General features: G+C 68.6%; 1 protein-coding gene. It reads left to right on the plus strand.

Going from position 1 to position 631, the window contains the following annotated elements; genetic code table 11:
* The first annotated feature begins 387 nt into the window (after nt 1-387).
* On the plus strand, nt 388-537 hold the full coding sequence (locus NOD94_RS41290) for a hypothetical protein (protein ID WP_281211376.1): 150 nt from the start codon (nt 388-390) through the stop codon (nt 535-537).
* The last annotated feature ends 94 nt before the right edge of the window (nt 538-631 follow it).

A 631-nucleotide genomic window follows, 5' to 3' on the forward strand; every position in this document is an offset into this window, starting at 1 on the left:
TTGGGTGGTGTTGTTTTTTCTGAAAGTGGGGACCTTCTGGTGGGGGGTGGGGGGGGGGGCGGCGGCCCCCCCCCCCCCCCCCCTCTCCTCATGGCGGAGTAGGCGCCCAGCGTCTCCTGCGACGCATCCCCGCCGAGCACCGCGACATGGCGGATGTCGTCGGCCTGCTCCGCATCCCATGGGCCCTGGGCCAGGCCGCCGCAGTTGCTGCCCGCGAGCTGAAGCGGTGCTGGCGCGCTATGCAATCGCGGGCGAATCGGTCGTAACTTGCCCGGCGCCTGCTCGTTGCGGAAATGTGCAGTATGAGCAAGGGTCGTTGCACGTGCGGTGGGGGAAGCGGACGAAGGGCTCGCCGCCGCGGCGGTGGATGGTGCTGAGCGTGATGCCGTGGCGGTGGAGGCGGCCGAGGACTACCTGGTCAACCTGCGTCCCCGCTACCGGGCGGCGGATGGTCCGGACCTGTGGTTGACCGAGCGTGGGAGCCGGCTGCAGCCGCGGGAGATCGAGGACCGGTTGGGCCTTGACCCCGGATCCTGAACACACGAGACACTGGATCCTGAGGATCTGAGAACGGACATCTCGTGGTCATGAAGCACTACCCGCCGGAGTTCAAGGCGGACGCGGTCGCGCT

Source organism: Streptomyces sp. Isolate_45, assembly GCF_024721315.2.
Classification (GTDB): Bacteria; Actinomycetota; Actinomycetes; order Streptomycetales; family Streptomycetaceae; genus Streptomyces.